Annotated in this window: 14 protein-coding genes; 12 read left to right on the top strand and 2 right to left on the bottom strand. The window is 62.7% G+C overall.

Annotated elements, in window-relative coordinates; genetic code table 11:
- The first annotated feature begins 253 nt into the window (after nt 1–253).
- The 10 genes from ACT2FV_RS17005 (at nt 254) to ACT2FV_RS16960 (ending at nt 12,427) form a co-directional block, all read left to right on the top strand.
- The gene (locus ACT2FV_RS17005) at nt 254–1,375 is read left to right on the top strand and encodes a fatty acid desaturase (RefSeq protein ID WP_444504474.1); all 1,122 of its coding nucleotides are present in this window, start codon (nt 254–256) and stop codon (nt 1,373–1,375) included.
- A 16-nt stretch (nt 1,376–1,391) separates the two neighbouring features.
- The gene (locus tag ACT2FV_RS17000) at nt 1,392–2,498 is read left to right on the top strand and encodes a 2Fe-2S iron-sulfur cluster-binding protein (protein ID WP_444504473.1); all 1,107 of its coding nucleotides are present in this window, start codon (nt 1,392–1,394) and stop codon (nt 2,496–2,498) included.
- A gap of 82 nt (nt 2,499–2,580) precedes the next feature.
- Nucleotides 2,581–3,789, top strand: coding sequence for an acetyl-CoA C-acetyltransferase (locus ACT2FV_RS16995; RefSeq protein WP_444504506.1), 1,209 nt, complete (start codon nt 2,581–2,583; stop codon nt 3,787–3,789).
- Nucleotides 3,790–3,823: 34 nt separating this feature from the next.
- Nucleotides 3,824–5,974, top strand: a complete 2,151-nt coding sequence (locus ACT2FV_RS16990) for a 3-hydroxyacyl-CoA dehydrogenase NAD-binding domain-containing protein (protein WP_444504472.1) — start codon at nt 3,824–3,826, stop codon at nt 5,972–5,974.
- A 175-nt stretch (nt 5,975–6,149) separates the two neighbouring features.
- Nucleotides 6,150–6,959, top strand: coding sequence for an SDR family NAD(P)-dependent oxidoreductase (locus tag ACT2FV_RS16985; RefSeq protein WP_444504471.1), 810 nt, complete (start codon nt 6,150–6,152; stop codon nt 6,957–6,959).
- Nucleotides 6,956–8,098: an acyl-CoA dehydrogenase family protein gene (locus ACT2FV_RS16980; RefSeq protein WP_444504470.1), complete on the top strand. Its 1,143-nt coding sequence runs from the start codon at nt 6,956–6,958 to the stop codon at nt 8,096–8,098. Before ACT2FV_RS16985 ends, ACT2FV_RS16980 begins: the two co-directional genes overlap by 4 nt.
- Nucleotides 8,099–8,189: 91 nt before the next feature.
- A complete protein-coding gene (locus tag ACT2FV_RS16975) occupies nt 8,190–8,540 on the top strand; it encodes a hypothetical protein (RefSeq protein WP_444504469.1) in 351 nt (116 codons plus the stop codon).
- Nucleotides 8,541–8,591: 51 nt separating this feature from the next.
- Complete coding sequence (locus ACT2FV_RS16970) at nt 8,592–9,776, top strand: acetyl-CoA C-acyltransferase (protein ID WP_444504468.1); 1,185 nt, start codon at nt 8,592–8,594, stop codon at nt 9,774–9,776.
- Nucleotides 9,777–10,056: 280 nt separating this feature from the next.
- On the top strand, nt 10,057–10,725 hold the full coding sequence (locus tag ACT2FV_RS16965; RefSeq protein ID WP_444504467.1) for an OmpW/AlkL family protein: 669 nt from the start codon (nt 10,057–10,059) through the stop codon (nt 10,723–10,725).
- A gap of 223 nt (nt 10,726–10,948) precedes the next feature.
- Nucleotides 10,949–12,427 carry an aldehyde dehydrogenase family protein gene (locus ACT2FV_RS16960; RefSeq protein ID WP_444504466.1) on the top strand — a complete coding sequence of 493 codons (1,479 nt, stop codon included), beginning with the start codon at nt 10,949–10,951 and terminating at the stop codon, nt 12,425–12,427.
- Between the two features lie 173 nt (nt 12,428–12,600).
- On the opposite strand, the gene ACT2FV_RS16955 is transcribed toward ACT2FV_RS16960, so the two are convergent.
- Nucleotides 12,601–14,148 carry an acyl-CoA synthetase gene (locus ACT2FV_RS16955; RefSeq protein ID WP_444504465.1) on the bottom strand — a complete coding sequence of 516 codons (1,548 nt, stop codon included), beginning with the start codon at nt 14,146–14,148 and terminating at the stop codon, nt 12,601–12,603.
- Between the two features lie 164 nt (nt 14,149–14,312).
- Entirely contained in the window at nt 14,313–15,887 is a 1,575-nt protein-coding gene (locus ACT2FV_RS16950) for an AMP-binding protein (protein WP_444504464.1), read from the bottom strand.
- Nucleotides 15,888–16,117: 230 nt separating this feature from the next.
- Here ACT2FV_RS16950 and ACT2FV_RS16945 point away from each other — a divergent pair, with 230 nt between their 5' ends.
- The gene (locus ACT2FV_RS16945) at nt 16,118–17,338 is read left to right on the top strand and encodes an acyl-CoA dehydrogenase family protein (RefSeq protein ID WP_444504463.1); all 1,221 of its coding nucleotides are present in this window, start codon (nt 16,118–16,120) and stop codon (nt 17,336–17,338) included.
- Between the two features lie 17 nt (nt 17,339–17,355).
- Entirely contained in the window at nt 17,356–18,123 is a 768-nt protein-coding gene (locus ACT2FV_RS16940; protein WP_444504462.1) for a 3-hydroxyacyl-CoA dehydrogenase, read from the top strand.

Below are 18,123 nucleotides of genomic sequence, written 5' to 3'. Positions count from 1 at the left end.
CTTTCCTGGTAGTTATTCTCAACAGACGCCGGCATGGCCGCCGGCGCTCCATCAACTTCTCCGTTCGCACCTGACGATGGACGTCCGTCCGGGTGCCGGCCGATTCCGCCATCCGGCTGTACCGCACTCGGGTTTCGTGTGCGGTGCAGCACCCGAAGCGCCCCGACTAACGGTTGGGTTCTTCAGGTTCCATGTCGATCACACTTGTCTTCAGAGCGCGAAGACTCTCGTTCAGACCAACATGGAGGATGTCATGTTCGACTACCTGAAGTACACCCTGAATTCTGTATTGCTGGCTGTGGCGGCATACGGTCTGTGGCTCGGCGGGAATTACGTATGGATGGGGACCGGAGTACTCTTCGCGCTCCTGTTCCTCGATGCCTTTCTCGAACCGGACCTGTCGGTCCGCGATGCCCGTTTCCCGTGGCTTTACGACACGATCATCGTGATCCAGCTCGGTCTCGGCTTCGGTCTTGCTTTCTTTTACGCGCACCTTGTCGGCGCCGGGCATTTCGTCGGCGCGTCGGCGCGGATCGGCGCGTTCGTGACGATGCTGTTCATCCAGTTCGTGTTGTCGGCGCCCGCGCTCCACGAACTGTTCCATCGCGAGAACGCGTTTCTGCGCTGGTTCGGTCGGTTCGGCATGGTGCTGATCTTCGACCCGTGGCGCGAGATCACGCACGTGGTCACGCACCACGTGCGCACCGTGACGCCAGCGGATCCTGACTATGCACGCCGTGGCGATGGCCTGTACGGCCACCTGGTACGCACGTTTTATGGCCAGATCGTCGAGTCGTACCACCTCGAAAAGCTGATGTGGACGAAGCGCAACCGCGGCTGGTGGGATCCGCGAAATGCGTGGGTGTATCGGGTCGCGCTGCTCGTCGGATTCGTCGCCGCGCTGTATGCAGTCGGCGGCTGGTCCGGGGCCGCTGCGTCGGTCGCGGTCTGCCTGCTCGGGCCGCGCACGTTCCTTGAAGTGTTCAACTACACGCAGCACTACGGCCTCGTGACCGCCAAGCCGGGCCGCTTCGAGGCGCATCAGACGTGGAACCATCTCACGCCGTTCGTTCGGATCTTCGCGCTCGAGATCACCAATCACCGGGGACACCACGAAGATGGCTATCGGCCGTTCTACGAGCTGGTGCCGGATCGTGACGGGCCGAAACAGCCGCAGTTCCTGATGTGCCTGCTGCTTGCGTTCGTTCCGCCGCTCTGGTTCCGGATGATCAAGCCGCTGCTGCGTGACTGGGATCGTCGTTACGCGAGCCCGCAGGAGCGCGAGATCGCCGAGGCCGAGAACGTTCGAGCCGGGTGGGAGGAACTCAATGAGCATCCCGACGCCGCGCGGGTTCGCTATGCGTATGCCGTCTGAGTGAGGCTCGATACAAATGCGGAAGGACACCATGTGCAATGAAACTCTTGCCGTCGAACCTGAATCGACTGACGCCATCGCCGGCCGATCTGGCGCCCGGCATTGCCGCATCACGCTAAGCAGCGGCGCCGACGGATTTGACGTCAACCGCGGCGACTTGTTGCTGATGTCGGCGCTCGAGCAGGGCATCAACTATCCCCACAACTGCCGCGTGGGCACCTGCGGACGCTGCAAGACGCGGCTCGTGTCGGGCAAGATCAGCCCGCTTGTCGACTTCGCGCTGTCGCCGCTCACCAATGAGGAGCTGCGCGACGGCTACATCCTGGCGTGTCAGGCGAAGGTGCGCAGCGATCTGGTGATCGATGTCGACCTGGTCGATCATCAGGTCGTGCTGCCTCGATCGGTGCCCGGCACGGTCAGCGGCTGGACATCGCTGCCCGGCGGGGTTGTCGATCTGCGTATCAGGCTCGAGGCGCCGCTCGTGTTCGAGGCTGGCCAGTACGCCGCGCTCGCGGTGGCGGGGTCGTTCGTGCGGCGCTCGTTCTCGTTCTACGACGCGCCGTCGGGCGGCGCAGGCAACGACGAGGTCGGCTTCCTGATCAAGCGCTTGCCGGGCGGCCGCTTCTCCGAATGGCTCGCGGCAAAGGACCGGCGCGGCGTCAGGATCTGGCTCGAAGGGCCGTTCGGCCAGATGGGCATCGACGATACGCCGCGCGAGTCGCTGTGCATTGCGGGCGGCACCGGCATAGCGCCGATCCTGTCGATTGCCGAGGATCGCCTGAAACGCTACCCGGATCACCCCGTCACGATCGTCTTCGGCGTGCGAACGGCATCCGATCTGTTCGCGATGGACCGGCTTGAACGGCTCAAGGAGATCGGCGGCGCCGAGCGCGTGCGAATCGTGCCGATCCTGTCGCACGAACCTGACGGCAGCGCGTGGCAAGGCCTGCGAGGACTCGTCACGGCGGCGCTCAACGATCAACTGGGCGTCGACTTTGGCTCTTTGTCGGCATTCGTGTGCGGCGCACTACCGATGGTCGAAGCGGTCGAGAAGCGCCTGCGCGGGTTCAACGTCGATGCCGATCGCATTCACGCAGACAAATTCGAACCCTCGGGAATCTGATCCTGTTTCGCCCGGGCGAATCACTCACCGTAATTTTCTGCGGCCGGTTTTGCGAGCGCCGCAGACGTGCATAGGAACTCAAATGTCGACTGTCTATATTTACGACCATGTCCGTACACCGCGTGGACGCGGCAAGCCGGATGGCTCGCTGCACGAGGCGACCGCCGTTCACCTCGCGAGCACGGTTCTCTCCGGCCTGCGTGATCGAAGTGGGCTCGATACACGCCGCGTCGACGATGTCATTTTCGGCATCGTCAGCCCGGTGGGCGAGCAGGGCCAATGCTTGCCGCGCGTCGCGGCGCTGGCGGCCGGCTATGCCGAGGAGACCGCGGGCGTGCAGGTCAACCGTTTTTGCGGGTCGGGGTTGGAGAGCGTCAACATGGCGGCGGGCAAGATCGCTGCAGGCGGGGCCGACTTCGTCGTGGCGGGCGGTTGCGAGGCGATGTCGCGAGTGCCGATTCTTTCGGACGGCGGTGCGTGGAGCGTCGATCCGCATATCGCCTTCGTCACGCACTTCATCCCTCAGGGCATCAGTGCGGACCTGATGGCGAGCAAGTGGCATTACAGCCGTGAACAGCTTGACCAGTTCGCGGTACGCAGCCACCAGCGCGCCGCACGTGCGTGGGCCGAAGGGCGTTTTTCGCGCTCGATCGTGCCCGTTCGCGATGTGCTCGGCAACGTGTTGCTCGCGCATGACGAAATGGTGCGGCCGACGAGTTCGGTCGAAGCGCTCGCTAGCCTGAAGCCTTCGTTCGCTGATCTCGGCGCGAAGGCGGGGTTCGACGCCCTCGCGATCGCACGCTATCCGGAGATCGAGCGCGTCGAACACCGCCACCACGCGGGTAATTCGTCGGCGATCGTGGATGGTGCGTGCGCGATGCTGTTGGGCACCCGCGAGGCCGGCGAGGCCGCGGGCTTCAAGCCGCGGGCACGGATCCGCGCGTTCGCCGAGATCGGCTCGGAACCGACCATCATGTTGACCGCCCCGTCGTTCGCGGCGGAAAAGGCGCTCAAGCGCGCCGGCATGCAGGCGAAGGACATCGACCTGTTCGAGATCAACGAGGCATTCGCGGCAGTGCCGATTCGCTTCATCGATGCGCTAGGAATCGATGAGGCACGCGTCAACGTCAACGGCGGAGCGATTGCGATGGGCCATCCGCTGGGCGCGACGGGCGCGATCATCCTTGGCACCGCGCTGGACGAACTCGAACGTACCGGAGCCTCGACCGCGCTCGCGACGCTTTGCATCGGTGCCGGAATGGGCGTGGCGACGATCATCGAGCGCGTCTGACGCGCGTTATCGACCTTATTCAAGTGCAGACATCATGATCACAACGACTATTGGCGAGCGCATCGCCGTTCTTACCATCGACATGCCCGAGCGCTCGATGAACGTGCTGACGCAGGGGCTGGCAGCCGAATTGCGAACCGCATTCGATGCAGTGATTGCCGACGACACGGTCGACGGCATCGTCATAACGAGCGGCAAGGCGAGCTTCGTCGCCGGCGCCGACCTCGCGCAAATGGCCGAGTTTGCGGCGCCAGGCGTCGATTCGAACGAAGCGGCACGGCGAATTGCGCTTTACGGTGATCTGTTCCGGCACATCGAGACGGCGGGCAAGCCGGTCGTCGGCGCAGCGCCCGGAACGGCGCTCGGCGGCGGCCTCGAATTGTTGCTCGCCACTCATTACCGTGTGGTTGCCGACGTGCCGTCCGCGAAGCTCGGCTTGCCCGAGGTGAAGCTTGGCCTGCTGCCTGGTGCGGGAGGAACGCAGCGGCTGCCGCGCCTCATCGGCGTTGCGAAGAGCCTTGCGCTCCTCGTCGACGGCCGCGACTTGAGCGCCGCCGCGGCTCAGCAAGCTGGCGTGGTGGACGAAGTCGTGCCGCCGGACCATCTGCTCGATGCGGCACGTCAAGCACTGCGCGACGGCAAGGTGGACCCGGTTGCCCCGTGGGATCGCAAAGGCTACCGCATCCCTGGCGGCGACTCGTACACGCCCGCCAACTCGGCGGCGTGGGCGGCCGCGAATGCGGCCGCGCATGCGCGCACACGCGGCAATTATCCGGCGCCGCACGCGATCCTGCGCGCGGTGTACGAAGGCACAAAGCTGCCGATCGACAAGGCGCTCGCGCTTGAGCAGAAGTTGTTCGCGACGCTGGTCCAAGGCCGTCCGGCGCAGAATCTGATCCGTACGATGTTCTTCGCGAAGCAGACGGCCGATAAGCTTGGTCGCCGCCCGGCCGATGTGCCTGCAACGCGCGTGCGCAAGCTGGGGATTCTCGGTTCGGGCTTCATGGGCGCGGGAATTGCGCAGGTGTCGGCGCAAGCAGGCATCGACGTGGTGCTGCTCGACCGCTCTCAGGAGATTGCGGACGCCGGCCGGGCCGGGATTGCGGCATCGTTGCAGACGGATGTCGACAAAGGCCGGCTCTCGGCCGATGCGCGCGACGCATTGCTTGCGCGCATCGTTACCGCCAGCAGTTATGAGGCATTCGAAGACTGTGATCTCGTGATCGAGGCGGTCATCGAAGATGTCGACGTGAAGAAACAGGTCATCGCACAGGCAGAGGCGGTTCTGGGCTCAAACGCGATCTTCGCGACGAACACGTCGGCGCTGCCGATCGACGGACTCGCCGAAGGGTGCAAGCGGCCCGAAAACCTCATCGGCCTGCATTTCTTCTCGCCCGTTCCGCGGATGGCGCTCGTCGAAGTGATCGTGGGCGCGAAGACGTCGGCCGAAACGTTGGCGCGTTCGCTCGACTACATCCGCCAGATCCGCAAGACGCCAATCGTCGTGAACGACGGCTATGGGTTCTACACGACACGTTGCGTCGATGCTTATATCCGCGAGGGGATTCGCCTGTTCGCCGACGGTGTGGATCCGGTGCGAATCGAGAACGCCGGAGTCGCGCTCGGCATGCCAGTGGGGCCGCTAGCGCTCGCCGACGAAGTCGGGTTGGACGTGCTGCATCACATCGCGCACTTCTTCCGTAGTAACGAAGAGGGTACTTGGGCCGATGACCGTCACGAGCGCGTCAACGCACTGATCGACACGCTCGTCGAGTCCAAGCGGTTCGGCCGCAAGCGTGGCGCGGGCTTTTTCGCATATCCCGAGGGGGCTTCGAAGCATCTCGATTTGCCGCTGCTCATTTCGTTGGCGGACTCATTGCCGGAGGTCCGCCAGCCGGAGCAAGTCGCGATCAAGGAGCGCCTGCTGTACGCCCAATTGCTCGAAGCGTCGCGATGCTGGGCCAATGGCGTGATCGGGGACGCTGGCGAAATGGACCTTGGCGCCATTCTCGGCTGGGCATTCCCGAGCTATCTCGGCGGTCCTGCGTCGACAATCGACGATATCGGCATCGACCGTTTCGTCGCTCGCTGCCACGAACTCGTTGCCGAGCTCGGTCCACGCTTCACGCCGCCGGTGCAACTCGCCGACGTAGCCCGCACCGGCTACCGCTTTCACCGGGCATAACAATGAAGCTGCCGGTCGCCTGCGCACGGCTGACCAGCAGGCGTCACGCAAATCCGTACGCATCGGCCGGTGCGGAAGTGCGCAGAAGCACATCGACGGCTAATCGGCGCAATCATGCGCCGATCGGATGCCATCGATCCAAATATTGGCTTCGGCCTACAACAATGGGTGAGACATGAGCAATCTGATTCTGAAGGACAAGGTCATCCTCGTGACGGGAGCAGCGGGCGGTTTCGGCCGGCGCACATGCGAGGAACTCGCGAAGGTTGGCGCGTGGGTGGTCGCGACCGACGTCGATCGTGCTGGCGCAGCGGAAACGGCGAGCAAATGCGCGCATATCGGCACGAAGGCATGGAGCCATTCGCATGACGTGACGTCGGAGGAGGACTGGCAGCGTGTCATCACCGCGGTAGCGGAGCAGGCGGGCGAGCGCCTCGACGGCCTCGTCAACAACGCAGGCAAGATGCTGACGAAGCCTTTTCTGCGCACGAGCGTGACTGAGTTACGGCAGTTGCTGGCGATCAATCTCGAAAGTGTGTGGATCGGAAGCCAGGTTGCGTATCCGCTGCTCGAGCGAACCGCGAAGGCACACGGTGGTGCATCGATCGTCAACGTATCGTCAGTGTTCGGTCAGGTGGCGGCGGTCGCGCAGGCCGCGTACTCGGCGACCAAAGGGGCGATTACGGTGCTGACCAAGTCGATGGCCGCCGAATTCGCGCGGACGGGCAGTGGCGTGCGCGTCAACTCGGTGCATCCAGGACCCGGCAATACGCCGCTCCTGGCGAATGGGCTCCAGGAGTTGCTGAAGGAAGGGCTCTTCGCATCGCCGGAGCAGGCCGCGGCGCACGTGCTCGGTCTGATCCCGAATGGCCGTCTGACTGAACCGGAGGACATCGCGAACGCGATCCTGTTCCTGTGCTCGGACATGTCGAAGCAGATGACCGGAGCGGAATTCACGGTCGACGGTGGCTATACCGCAGTATGACGATGGACGAGCAGCATGAATTGATCTATGAGTCGGTACGCCGATTCTCCCGCGAACAACTCGCGCCGGGTGCCGCGCGTCGCGAGCACGAAAAGACGATCGAACCGGACGTGTTCAAGGCGATGGGCGAACTGGGCCTGCTCGGCATGACGGTGTCGCCCGACTATGACGGCGCGGGATCCGACTACGTGGGCTACGCGCTCGCGCTGATGGCGGTTGCCGAAGGCGACGGCGCGGTTTCGACCGTGATGAGCGTGCATAACGCGCCATTCTGCGCGATTCTCGAACGCTATGGTTCGGACAGGCAGAAACACGAGGTCTTGAGGCCGGCCGCGCGGGGCGAATTCATCGGCGCGTTCGCGCTGACGGAAAGTCACGCCGGTTCCGACGCGAGCGCGATCCGCACGCGCGCGCGCCGCGTCGGGTCGCGTTTCGTGATCAATGGCAGCAAGCAATTCATCACGAGCGGCAAGATCGGCCGCTATGTGATCGTATTCGCGGTGACAAATCCGGATGATCCGAAACATGGCATCAGCGCATTCCTCGTGCCGACAGACACGCCGGGCTATTCGGTCAGCAAGATCGAGGCGAAGCTGGGGCAAAAGGCGAGCGATACCTGCAGCCTGAATTTCGACGATCTCGAAGTGCCCGAAGAGGCATTGATCGGCGGTGTGGGTGAAGGTTACCGGATCGCGCTGTCGAGCCTCGAAGCGGGCCGAATCGGGATTGCGGCGCAAAGCGTCGGGATGGCGCAGGCCGCACTCGATCACGCGATCACATATGCGAGCGAGCGTAGTGCGTTCGGCAAGATTCTCCTCAACCACCAAGCCTTGAATTTCCGCCTCGTCGATGCCAAGGCTCGACTTGAGGCCGCGCGACAGCTCGTGCTTTCAGCGGCCTGTCTCAAGGATAGTGGTCGAGCGAGCCTGGAGCAGGCCTGCATGGCGAAGCTGTTTGCGTCCGAGACCGCCGAGAGGGTCTGCTCGATCGCGTTGCAGACGCTCGGCGGGTATGGATATGTCGAGGATTTTCCGGTCGAGCGCATCTATCGGGACGTACGAGTGTGCCAGATTTATGAGGGAACGTCGGACATCCAGCGTGTCATTGTCGGTCGCAGCTTGACGGCGGGCCACCGCTGACGCCGAAACGCACAAGCTGGAATTTTTGTCGGATGCGGTACGTGCGATGGGTTCGTGTGCGTACTGCACCATAACAGGAGGATAAACCCGAATGAGTGCACAGCAATGGCTGGCGGTGGCATTTGGCGCGGTCGCATGTGGCGGGCTGCTGATGGCGTTTCGTGTGGTAATAGGACGGTGGGTGCCGCCTTGGCTCCGAAATGCCCACGGTCTTGCGGGGCTAGCGGCACTTATTGCACTGTTCGCGATGAATTTGCATGGCGAGGCGGCGACGCCGGTACGCGCGTGGTGGGCATTTGGCGTGCTGCTCTTGGGCTTCATTGGGGGGCTGGTTCTATTGCGCGTGCTGTACAGATCGAAAGCACCGTTATCGGTGGTGTTGCTGCATGGCGGAATCGGCATCGCGGGCTTGGCGCTGCTGTATAGCGTCGTGAAAGTCTAAAGGATCGGTGCCTTTGATGTGAAGATCCATCTTGGTCAATAAGGATATCGAATGAAAAATGATCCAGTCGTGATTGTCAGTGCCGTTCGTACGCCGATGGGTGCGTTTCAGGGGGCGCTGAAGGCGATGTCGGCACCTCAACTCGGCAGCGTTGCGATCGCCGCTGCGCTCGAGCGCTCGGGCGTGTCGCCCGACGCGGTGTCCGAAGTGCTGATGGGTTGCGTGCTGACAGCTGGTCTCGGCCAGGCGCCTGCAAGGCAGGCGGCGATCGGCGGGGGCCTGTCCAAGTCGACACCATGCACGACCGTGGGCAAGGTGTGTGGCTCTGGCATGAAAGCCGTGATGATCGGTAACGATGCATTGTTGGCCGGAAGCGCCGAGATCGTGGTGGCGGGCGGCATGGAAAGCATGAGTCGCGCACCGTATCTGCTTCAGCAGGCGCGCGGCGGCTACAGGATGGGACATGCGCGTACCGTTGACCACATGATGCTCGATGGTCTGGAAGACGCCTATGAGGCGGGGCGCAGCATGGGCACCTTCGGTGAGCAGTGCGCCGCCCGATATGGCTACACGCGCGACGCGCAAGACGCATTTGCGATTGCTTCGGTGGAACGCGCACGGCGTGCTATCCAGACGGGGGCATTCGACGACGAGATTGTGCCCGTCGATGTCGAGGAGCGCGTCGGTACGCAGACGATTTCGGTCGACGAGGGACCCGGAAAGATCAACGTCGACAAGATTCCGAGGCTTCGTCCGGCGTTCGATCCGAACGGCACGATCACGGCTGCGAGCAGCTCGTCGATCAACGATGGCGCGGCCGCACTGCTACTAATGCGCGAGCGTACCGCGAACCGCCTCGGCGTCGAGCCGCTTGCGCGTGTGACGGCGCAAGCGATGCATGCGCAGGAACCCGCATGGTTCACGACGGCACCGGTTGGGGCGATCCAGAAGGCGCTCGCGCAAGCGGGGTGGAAGAGTGACGATGTCGACCTCTACGAAGTCAATGAGGCATTTGCCGTGGTGCCGATGGTCGTCATGTCGGAACTCGGCGTCGCGCACGAGAAGATGAACTTCAATGGCGGCGCATGCGCACTAGGTCATCCGATCGGCGCGAGCGGCGCGCGCATTCTGGTCACTCTGCTGCATGCGTTGCGCCGCCAGGGGCTGAAACGAGGCTTGGCGTCGCTTTGCATCGGCGGCGGTGAAGCAACGGCGATTGCGGTCGAGCGCTATTGATTGCAATCGATGGAGCGTTCATGCGCCACTGAACGCCTGACTTCCTGTTTTCAACGCGCATTGCGCCATCGCCCCCGGGCCTTCTCAGGTCGTAGGGCGATGGCGTGATGCTTTTTTCATTTGCGTTTCCCGAATCGGATCGTTTTTCGAAGTATTCACGACGCAACGTGGATGGATTGCCAAACCATACTTAGGTTGTGTGCACGTTCGAAGCCGGATGACGAAGATTGAATTGCGCCCCTCGTGGCGCCTTATAACTAGTCAAGATGGAGACATCCCGATGCGATTCACCACCCCAATCCCTATTTTTTTTGCCGCTGTGCTCATATCGAGCTCGAGCGCGATAGCGCAGACATCGCCATGGACCGTGCGTGTCGGCCCGGTAGGCGTGTTCTTCAACAGCCATACCCAGGCGACGCTCGCCGGACAACCAGCGCCGGGTGCAGACATCGGAGTGCAAAACAACGGTTCGTTCGGGGCGGAAATCGGCTATTCGATCACGCCGAGCTGGACGGCCCGTTTCGCATTCGGCGTACCGCCGACCACGAGGCTGTCGGCGGAGGGATCACTCAGGAATTTCGTGCCGCCGTTGACCGGCAATCTCGGCAAGGTGACGTATGCGCCGGCCGTATTGTCTCTCACGTATGGACTTGGCAACTGGGGGCCGTTCCGGCCGTATGTTGGCGCAGGCGTCAATTACACGTGGGTCATCAGCACCAGCGACGGCGACGTGGCCAACCTGAAAGTGCATAGTGCGTGGGGCGCCGTGATCGAGGCGGGCTTCGACGTGCCGATCAACAAGCGATGGTCGGTCTTCGCGGACGTACGCAAAATCTTCGTCAAGACATCTGGGAGCGGTTCGATTCCGGCGTTGGGTGGGCCCCCTGCTCATCTCGACATTCGGCTTGATCCGATTATCGCGCACGTGGGCGTGAGCTACCGCTTCTGACGTGCACCACCCTTCAGTTTGACGCAATCGTCTCAATAGGCAGATATGGTTCTTCTTCGACCGTTCAAAACATACGTATCCGGGTGATCGAGGAACAGCGCCAAGCGCCCGAGCCACTGTTTTGATGGAGTGAGCGCAACCTGTATTGCGCACAACCCGTGAAACCTAGTCTGGAAGCGGCGATTGCATTTCCGAATGTGTTCTGTAAAGGGAAATACCGATCATGAAATCACCCAGTCTCATCCCGCACGTAAGACTTCCTGGCGGCCGCAACTACCTCGGCGGGACGTGGCTCGACGACGCTGCCGCCGAGCGTTTGCCGGTTTACGACCCCGCCACCGAAGCCGTGCTCGGCGACATACCTTGCAGCACGGCAGCAACAGTGGATCAGGCCGTCCAGGCCGCCCAGGCTGCGTTCGCCGCGCCGGCATGGCGCGACCTGCCGCCACTGGGCCGTGAACGGTTGATGCACCGGCTCGCCGAGCTAATCGATGCGAACGCCGCCGAACTTGCGGCGATCGAAGCGCTCGACAACGGCAAGCCGATTGCATTCGCGAGTACCGTCGATGTGCCGCTTGCCGCAATGTGGCTGCGCTATATGGCCGGCTGGCCTTCGAAGCTTGGTGGCAAGTCGGTCGCTCCCGCGTTGCAACCGACAGGCTCGCATCATGCGTACACCCTTCGCCAGCCAGTGGGCGTCGTTGCCGCCATCGTGCCGTGGAATTACCCTTTGGTGCTCGCGGTGTGGAAGATCGCGCCGGCACTTGCTGCGGGTTGTACTGTCGTGCTGAAACCGGCCGAGGCCACGCCCTATTCGGCATTGCGGCTGGCCGAGCTTGTGCACGAAGCGGGATTCCCGCCCGGTGTGTTCAACGTTGTCCTCGGCGACGGTCGGACTGGACAGGCGTTGGTTGAGCATCCGGGTGTCGCGAAAGTCAGCTTCACCGGCTCGACCGCTACTGGTAAGCGTCTGATCGGCGCTGCCGCGCACGATCTCAAGCGACTGACACTCGAGCTTGGCGGCAAGTCTCCAACGATCATCCTGCCCGACGCGGATTTCGCGACGGCTGTGCCAGGCGCGGCGCAAGCCGCGTTCTTCAACTCCGGTCAGATCTGCTTCGCTGGCACCCGGTTGTTCGTACCGCGCCACGCGATGGATCAGATTCTCGAAGGCGTGTCGCAGGTGGCGAGAAGCTTCAAGATCGGCGCGGGAAGCGATCCGGAAACCCTGCTCGGACCGGTCGTGAGCCAGCGTCAGCTTGACAGCGTACTTGGTCGCGTCGACGCGGGTGTTCAGGCAGGGGCCGAGGTCGTGATGGGCGGGGGCCGCGTTTCCCGCGAGGGCTACTTCGTCGAACCGACGATCCTGCTCACAAGCGATCGAAACAATCCCGCCTATCGTGAGGAAATTTTCGGCCCGGTGCTGACGGCGACCCCGTATGACGACCTCGACGAACTGCCTTCGCTCGCCAACGACAGCGAATACGGTCTCGCCGCGCATATCTATACGCGCGACCTGTCGGCGGCACACCGTCTCGCTCAGCGTATCGACGCCGGAACGGTATGGGTCAATACGCAACTCTCGCCGGACCCGGCGATTCCGTTTGGCGGATTCAAGCAGTCAGGTTGGGGGCGCGAGAACGGCGAGCAGGTCTTCGACCATTATCTCGAAACGAAATCGGTGATCGTGAAGATCACCTAAGCGGTCAGGCATTCGCGGCCCGCCGGATCACGCCGATTCCGCTGGCCGCTGTCTAGAGCCGAGCATGCCGCCCGGATCGAACATCCATTTCCCGGGCGGTGTGCGATGCGGCGGTCAGCGGATGTTGGTATTCGCCCGTACATGCGGGCATTTGAGTGAGCCCAGTTCCGACGTCATGATTCGGTATACCGCAAGCGCAATTCGCGCTTGAGTAGCTTGCCGCTCGGATTTTTCGGGAGGTTCTCCGTGACGATGATCCGTTTCGGCACCTTGAAATGCGCGAGCCGGCTTGCGCAGGCAGCAATCAGCATGTCTTCGGTCAGGCCGCTGCCAGGCACAAGGACCACGACTGCGGTGACGGCCTCGATCCATTTCGGATCGGGCAGACCGATCACGGCCACTTCGGATACGCCCTGAATGCCGTAAAGCGTTTCCTCGACCTCTCGGCTCGAGACATTTTCCCCTCCCGTCTTGATCATGTCTTTCTTGCGGTCAACGATCGTGATGTAGCCTTCATCATCCATGATGCCGAGGTCACCGCTGCGGAACCACCCATCCTGGAATGCTGCCGCAGTGCGTTCCGGATCGTTGTAGTAGCAGGATAGCAGTTGCGGCGAGCGGTGTACTATTTCGCCGACTTCGCCGGGCTTCACGTCCCGCATGTCGTCGTCGATGAGACGCGTCTCTACGTTGAGCGTGGGGCGCCCGGCCGCTCCGGCCTTGCGTAGCTGGTCATCCGGCTTCAGGACCGTGGCAAGCGGTGCGATCTCCGTTTGGCCGTAAAGGTTCCAGAGCCGCACGCCGGGCAGGCGGCGCAGCATCTCCTTGAGAACCTCAACCGGCATGATCGATGCGCCGTAGTAGGCTTTCTTGAGTACCGAAAGATCGGCATCATCGAACTGTTCGGATCGAAGTAGCGCAATCCAGACAGTCGGCGGTGCGAAAAACGAGTTGATATGGTGCGCGGACAGGAGCCCGAGCAGGTTGCTTGCGGTTGGGCGGCTCGTGATGACATTCGACGCCCCAGCGTAAATGCACGGTCCGAGAAAGACGTCGAGTTGTGCACAGTGATACAGCGGCATTGCGTGCAGCATCCGGTCGTTTTCGGTGACGCCAATGTCCGCGAGGCAGGAAACATACTCGGCGATGATCGCGTCGTGCGTGAGGACCGCGCCTTTGGGCCGCGATTCGGTACCGCTCGTATAGATGATCTGCGCGGGCATCGCGCCCGCTAATTCACGCTCCGGGAGTACGCCCGGTTGCAGCAATTCCTCGAATGTCGACATCCCGTCGGCGGGCGAGCTATTGAGTTCGCCCGGCAGCCATACGTACTCGGTGACAGCCGTTCCGGCGCTCGCAATGCGGCCGTTCTCCGCGAACTCGGAGTCGACGCATAGCATCCGGGCACCGCAATTGGCGAGGATGTAGTGAATTTCGTCGGCTGACAGCATGAAATTGATCGGCACGAACACCGCGCCCAATCGTGCAAGCGCGAAGCGCAGCGCAGCGTAAGCGTGTGAATTCCGCGCGACGATCGCAACGCGGTCCCCGACTTCGATGCCATGGTTCGCGAGCCCTGTCGCGAGCCGGTTACAGATCTCGTCGAACTCACGATATGTCCATGCAGTCATCCCACATTGGATCGCGAGCTTTTGAGGAAAGCGCATGCTCGTTCGTCTCAACAGGTCGCCCAGCGTTTGGCGCGTGCTGCGGGTGGTCATCGGTTACTCCTTTTAGTAGCAAGGGTGTTGCGGCCGGATGTGGGGAAGTTTTGTCCGGTCGTGTCGTTCCGCGCCGCGACGGTGGCGGGGCGTGACTCGGGCAAGTTCAGCGCGCTGCACCGGCTTCAGGAACTGTTGCCGATGCGGTGGTCTCATGCAACGCTTTAGTGCCTCGTCTCCGCGGCCGATTGTGTTGCCCGCTTCCGAACCTCGTCGCGCAACGTGTGCTTTTGCAGCTTTCCCATCGGATTGCGTGGCAGCGCGGTGAAGACCTCGAGTCGGCGCGGAACCTTGTAGCCCGCGAGTTTCGTGCGCAACCGCGATTGCAGTTCTTCCAGCGTCAACGGAGCGGCGTCGTTCCTGTAGGTCACGCACGCGGTGACGATCTCGCCCCACTGTGGATCGGGCATGCCCACTACGGCGAATTCGGCTAGTTCAGGGAGTTGCGCGAGCACGTTCTCGACCTCGGATGAGTAGATGTTCTCGCCGCCCGAAATGATCATGTCCTTGAAGCGATCGACCACGTAGCAGTAGCCGCGGGCGTCGAGATAACCCAGGTCCCCGGTCCGATACCAGCCGTCGCACAGGACCTCGCGCGTAGCCGCATCGTTTCGCCAATAGCCGTGCAAAACCGAATTCGACTTGATCAGGATTTCGCCGGTCTGACCCGGCGTCAGTTCGCGGCCGTCGTCGACTCCGACGATCTTCAGTTGCGCGCCGTCGCCGGGCTTGCCAGCCGACGACCACAACGCGCCGTTGTCGAGGCGGTGATCCTCCGGCGTGAGGATGGTCAATGCGGCCGTCGTTTCAGTCGCACCATAGATCTGCACCAGGTCGCAGCCCAGCACGTCCATCGTCTGTTGCAACAATTCACGGCTGATGCCTGACGCGCCGTAATGCACTCGCTTGAGCGCCGGAAATGCGCCGGGCTTCAGCTTGGGCACCAGCGTCGCGAGAATCGTCGGTACCACGACCATTGACGAGATGCGCCCCGACGCGAGCGCTTCCAAGATCTTGTCGGGCACGGCCGCACGGTGAATCTCCACCTGCGTGCCGTAGTTGAGCGCAAACAGCGGATAGGTAATGCCGGCAGCGTGAAAGAGCGGCATGAACACGAGGAAGCGGTCACCCGCCGGGAACGGCCCGAGGCGAGACTCCCATTGCGTGAGCTGCGACAGGTGCATTGCGTGCGTCTGCGGTACGCCTTTGGGTTTGCCAGTGGTGCCGCTCGTGTAGAGCTGCAGGAAATCGTCATCCGGGTCGATGCCTACTGGTTCAAGGGTAGGGGCGCGGTCGACTATCGTGTCGTAGTCGACGACGCGGGCGTCGTCCGGTACCTCAGGTAGATCGATCGAGACAATCCGCGTTACCGCGCCGACCTGATCGGCGAGCTGCCGCGCTTGCTCGACGAATTCAAAATCCGCACAAATCACGGTGGCGCCGCTGTCGACGAGTACGTCTCGCCATTCGGGCATGGCGAGCCGCCAGTTCAGCACGACGCAGGTATTGCGGGCGATCGCTGCGCCGAAGATGATTTCCAACAGACGGTCGGTGTTCTTGCCCAGATAGGCAACCCGTTGCCCGTGCGGCATGCCCATTTGGCGCAATGCGCCCGCCACGCGGCGCGACCGCGTCCAGAGTTCCCCAAACGTCGTGACCCGATTTTCATAGGAGCAATAGGGCATATCCGGGGCGCGCTGCGCTGCTGCGGCTAGCCGATCAATCATCGTATGGGTCATTTTTCGTCTCCTTAAGAATGTTGTGACGCCGGTGTATACCCGGCTCATCTCAGTTCCAAGGATCGCCGTGGCCGACCGCCCTGGGACAACACCAAAGTATGGGGGGCGTTTGGCGGGAACTCTTTAACTTAGCGGAAAGCACCTCTTCGCGACATCCGCAGCCACGTCCAAGCCTGACGTAACGCCGTCGCGCGGTGAAGAGCGAATTTCACTATTTCAGGAGACGTCCCATGATCCAGCCGGTCCGCAGAGCGGATACGTTATTCCACGACACCTGGTTGCCCGACGAGACGCGCCGCATCCGCAGCGAAGTTCGTGAGTTTGCGCAGGACGTCATTCGTCCGGTCGCACACGAACTCAACACCTCGGCGGAATCCAGGGAGGCGTTTCCGTGGGAGCCGTTCAAGGCGATGGCGCGCGCGGGACTCTATGCGATTCCGTATCCCGCCGACGTTGGCGGGCGCGGGCTGGAGTTTCCGACACTCGCGACGCTGACCGTGCTCGAGGAGCTCGGCTATTACGCGCGGGGTCTCGCGTCGGCGTTGTACGACGGGCAGGCGATCCTGGTGGGTAAGACGCTGGAAAAGGCTCCGGCTGCGGTGCGCAATAAGTATCTGCCGGCGCTGATCCGCGGCGAGTTTGTCGGTTCGTTTGCGACGAGCGAGCCGGAGGCGAGTACCGATCTGTCGGTGAAGTCGATGCAAACGGTCGCGACGAAGGTCGAGGGTGGCTGGCGGATCATCGGCCGCAAGCGCTGGATCACCAATTCGGCGGTGGCGGACTGGATCCTCGTGCTGTGCCGTACCGGCGACGGTCTGACGATGCTGATGGCCGACATGCGCGCGCCGGGGATTTCGGTGGGCCGGCCGGACCTCAAAATGGGCAATCACGCGCAGCTGACGTCGGACGTGGTGTTCGACAACGTATTCGTTCCCGACGACCACGTGATTGGCGCGGAAAACGGTGGCCTGCGGGTGGCGTTGGGCGCGCTCGCGCTCGGGCGGATGGGGATCGGCGCGATCGGTGTTGCAATGGCGCAGGCGGCATTCGATTTTGCGGTCGACTACATGTGCAAGCGCAAGGTGTTCGGGCAGGAACTCGCGAAGATGCAGCACTGGCAGTACCTGTTTGCCGAGCACGCGGTCAGCATTGAGCAGGCGCGCACGCTCTATCAGAAGGCTGGTTACCGCTACGACGCGGAAGGCGGCGCCGAAGTGGAGGCCGCGATGGCCAAGCTCACCGGCAGCAGGCTGGCCGTCGATGTCGCGCGCGACGCAATCCAGGTGTGTGGCGCATACGGCTTCGTGCGCGAGCTGTCTGCGACGGCCGAGCTGATGCCTCTGGAATCGATCTACCGCGACGCGAAGATCGGCGAGATCTACGAGGGCGCGAACGAGATCCAGAAATGGGTGATCGCGCGCAATATTTTTGGACGTACCTATACGGGCTGACCGCCTGGAGATCTCACATGAAAATTCAAGACAAAACTTTCCTGATCAGCGGTGGAGCAAGCGGGCTGGGAGCTGCGACCGCGCGGGTGATCCTGGCTCACGGCGGTCATGTCGTCCTGGCGGATTTGAACAGCGAGGCAGGCGATGCGCACGTCGCCGAGCTGGGCGGTGACGTACGGTTCGTACGTACCGATGTCACTGACGAGGCATCGGTACAGAACGCGGTGACGCAATCGGTCGCCGCGTTCGGCGGCCTGCACGGCGTCATCTGCTGTGCAGGCGTCGCACCGGGCGAGAAGGTGCTGGGCAAGCAGGGGGCGCACGCGTTGTCGAGCTTCGTCCGCACGCTTGAAATCAATCTGGTTGGCACCTTCAACATGATCCGCCTTGCCGCGTCGGCCATGCGCGAGAACGAGCCGGACGGCGGCGGCGAACGCGGCGTTGCGATCTGTACCGCATCGATCGCTGCATTTGATGGGCAGATCGGGCAGGCCGCATATTCGGCGTCGAAGGCCGGCGTGGTCGGCATGACACTGCCTATCGCACGGGAACTCGCCGTTCACGGCATTCGTGTGATGACGATCGCACCGGGCATCTTCGAGACGCCGATGCTGATGGGGCTCCCGCCGAACGTGCAGGCGTCACTGGGTTCCCAGGTGCCTTTCCCTTCGCGGCTGGGTCGTCCGAGCGAGTTTGCGCAGCTCGTGCAGTCCATTGTCGAGAACCCGATGCTCAACGGTGAAGTCATCCGGCTCGACGGCGCGATCCGGATGGCGGCGAGATAG

This window comes from Burkholderia sp. PR2 (assembly GCF_052372875.1).
GTDB classification, from domain to species: Bacteria; Pseudomonadota; Gammaproteobacteria; order Burkholderiales; family Burkholderiaceae; genus Burkholderia; species Burkholderia diffusa.
Note: the sequence above shows the minus strand (reverse complement) of the source record. Positions and strands in the feature narration are given on the sequence as shown.